This window comes from Phytoactinopolyspora endophytica, from assembly GCF_004138495.1.
Classification (GTDB): Bacteria; Actinomycetota; Actinomycetes; order Jiangellales; family Jiangellaceae; genus Phytoactinopolyspora; species Phytoactinopolyspora endophytica.
Map to the genome: position 1 here is coordinate 77,903 of NZ_ML142851.1, position 2,952 is coordinate 80,854.

At 64.8% G+C, this 2,952-nt stretch carries 3 protein-coding genes and 1 pseudogene; all 4 read right to left on the bottom strand.

The features are described from left to right. Positions 1–347 (bottom strand): annotated as a pseudogene (locus tag ELR45_RS40465) (PLP-dependent aminotransferase family protein); the annotation flags it as partial. Positions 348–482: 135 nt separating this feature from the next. Next, positions 483–1,619 carry an N-acetylmuramoyl-L-alanine amidase gene (locus tag ELR45_RS06285; protein ID WP_129664404.1) on the bottom strand — a complete coding sequence of 379 codons (1,137 nt, stop codon included), beginning with the start codon at positions 1,617–1,619 and terminating at the stop codon, positions 483–485. Between the two features lie 24 nt (positions 1,620–1,643). Continuing rightward, the gene (trxA, locus tag ELR45_RS06290; RefSeq protein WP_129664405.1) at positions 1,644–1,967 is read right to left on the bottom strand and encodes a thioredoxin; all 324 of its coding nucleotides are present in this window, start codon (positions 1,965–1,967) and stop codon (positions 1,644–1,646) included. A 63-nt stretch (positions 1,968–2,030) separates the two neighbouring features. After that, positions 2,031–2,952, bottom strand: a 922-nt coding sequence (gene trxB, locus ELR45_RS06295) for a thioredoxin-disulfide reductase (RefSeq protein ID WP_240759211.1), incomplete at its 5' end; no start/stop codon positions are given.

Genomic DNA, 2,952 nt, shown 5'->3' on the forward strand with positions numbered 1-2,952 from the left:
GGATGGCCATGAATTCCCGCCGGGCGCATCACTTCGCAGATCTGTTCGCGCAGACCTGGATCACCTTGTCCGGACCCGTACTGCAAGGCCGTAGCGCCGCGCTTGCGTATCAGCTCGCTCAGTAACGAGCCCACGACATCGAGCGGCAGGCCGGAGATATTTGGCATGCCACCCGCAAGCGACACCACCTCGGGCCGGGACGCGACCGCGAACAGCGATCGCACCTCCGAAGCGGTCATGCCATGGGTGCGCGTAGCGTAGCGGTCGACGTATGAATCAAGCTTTGAGCCGGTGGAAGGTGCTGCTGCGTCAGTATTCCTCCGTTGAGCTTCGGGATACTGCCCCATGTCACACCTCCACCTTCCGCATCGACGAATACGTACCCGGACCGTCCGGTTACAAGTCGGCCAACTTCCAACGATGCCCTAAAACGTCCGGCTTCGCACGCCGCCGCCCCTGATTACCCGTATCCTGAGACGCCTCTATGCCTGGGCCAGGTCCCGTAGATGCAACACACCCGTCGGCGCATCCTCGCCCGACGGCAGGTACACGCGCTGGACCGCGACCACCACGGCCTCTGCCACGACATCCCGGAACTCCGGATCGGAGAGCCTGGCGGCGTCACGTTCGTTCGTGATGTAGCCGAGCTCTATGCGGACGGCGGCCATCGTGGTGTGGCGGAGCAGATCCCAGGTCTTGGAGTGGCAGCGACAGTTGATGAGATCGGTGCGGGCGACGATCTCGCGCTGGATCAGTCCGGCGAACTGTTCACCGATCGCGCTCATCGTGCCGGGCCGGTCGCCGCCGTAGTAAAAGGTAGCCACGCCTGAGGCGTCGGGGTTCGGATGCGCGTCGACGTGGAGGGAGACCATGAGGTTGGCACCGGTCTCGTTGGCGAACCGGGCCCGCGCAGTCTCGTCGAGCTCGACGTCCGAACCGGGGCCACGGGTGAGATACGCCTCTACCCCAGTGGCCGTCAGACGGCCTTCGATCCGAGCGGCCAGATCTTCGACGACCTTGGCCTCTTCGAGGCCATGTCCGGTATTCCCGACGTCGCTTCCGCCGTGTCCAGGGTCGATGACGACCACCTTGCCAGGCAGCCGCTTCCCTGCCCGGCGCAACAGTTCGGACGCGCGCAGGCTGTCCGGGCGTCCGCCGGTCACCAGGGGCGCGAGCCGGCCCAGCGCCTTGAAGGTGCTCGGCCCACACGTGCCATCGGCTGCGAGGCCCACGTTCCGCTGGAGTTCGCGAACCGCGTCCCCGGTGCGCGATCCGAAGACGCCGTCCACCTGCCCCACGTCGAATCCGAGCTCGGAGAGGCGTCGTTGCAGGGCCATGACGTCATCACCGGACTGCGGATTGGCGACGACGTAGGACAGGAGACGATCTCCCAACCGCCAGCGGGCCTCGTCGAGCACCCGGTAAGTGGTGGCATCGACGACGCCCGTGACGGTCAGCCCTCGCTCTTGTTGAAACTGGCGGATTGCGCGGTCGACGTCTTCGTCGAACACGTCCGGGCCAGGCGCTGTGTCGTCAAGCAGGCGCAACAACGTGAGCTTGGTACGGATCTCGGAGATCGCGGGGCCGGTATCACCCAGCCGGTAGCGAACAGCTGTCATCAAATGTTCCAGCGGGTCCGTGGATTAACCGACATAGTCGGCGAGCTCGTTGAGCAGGAGCTGCTTCGGTTTCGCGCCGATGATCTGCTTCACAACCTCTCCGCCGGAGTAGACGTGCAGGGCCGGTATAGACGTTACCCGGTTGGAAGCCGCTGTGGCCGGGTTCTCATCGATGTTCAGCTTGACGATCTCGAGCTTGTCCTGAGAGCCGGCGATCTCTTCGAGGACCGGAGCGATCATCTGGCATGGCCTGCACCATTCTGCCCAGAAGTCGACCAGCACCGGCTTGTCGCTCTTCAGGACCTTCTCCTCGAAGTCCGCATCGGTGACGTGCTGGATGGTGCCCATGGATCACTCCTCGATATGTTGGTGCAATGTCCCGGGTCAACTGCCGGACATCGTGCTGGTGGACTAACTTGCCTGCTCAGTCGTCTGCGGCGAACTCGTGGCCTTCATGTCGCTGAGGTATCGCTCGGCGTCGAGCGCAGCCTGGCAACCGGTGCCGGCGGCCGTAACCGCCTGTCGGTAGATGTGGTCGACGAGGTCGCCCGCGGCGAACACTCCGGTCAGGTTGGTCCGGGTGGTCGGCGCGTCGACCTTGACGTAGTCCGCGTCGTCCAGCTCGACCTGGCCTTTGACCAGCTCAGACCGCGGATCATGCCCGATCGCCACGAACAGACCGGTCACGTCCAGCGTCCGCTCCTCGCCATTGACGGTGTTCCGCAGCCGTAGGCCGGACACGCTGTCATCGCCGAGCACGTCGGCGACCTCCGCGTTCCAGACGAACTCGATCTTCTTGTCCGCGAATGCGCGCTCCTGCATCACCTTCGACGCGCGAAGCTGGTCACGGCGGTGGATGAGATAGACCTTGCTGGCGAACCTGGTCAGGAAAGTCGCCTCCTCGATGGCGGAGTCCCCGCCGCCGACCACGGCGATCTCCTGGTCACGGAAGAAGAAGCCGTCACAGGTCGCGCACCACGAGACACCGTGCCCGGAGAGACGCTTCTCATTCTCCAGCCCGATCTCGCGGTAGCCGGATCCCATCGCCAGGATCACCGCGTGCGTGCTGTACTCGTTGCCCTCGCTGTCCTTGACCACCTTCACCGGACCAGCCAGGTCGACGTGCGCAGCGTCGCGGGTGACGATCTCGGCGCCGAACCGCTCGGCCTGCGCCCGCATCTCCTCCATCAGTTCGGGGCCCATGATGCCGTTCCGGAACCCGGGGTAGTTCTCCACCTCCGTGGTGTTCATCAGGGCCCCGCCCCAGGTGACCTCACCCTCGATCAGCACAGGGTCAAGCCGGGCGCGCGCCGCGTAGACGGCAGCGGTATAT

Bases quoted from the DNA above. Each gene is read 5' to 3' on its own strand.
- trxA (WP_129664405.1), bottom strand. From the start codon at position 1,967: ATGGGCACCATCCAGCACGTCACCGATGCGGACTTCGAGGAGAAGGTC.
- ELR45_RS06285 (WP_129664404.1), bottom strand. From the start codon at position 1,619: ATGACAGCTGTTCGCTACCGGCTGGGTGATACCGGCCCCGCGATCTCC.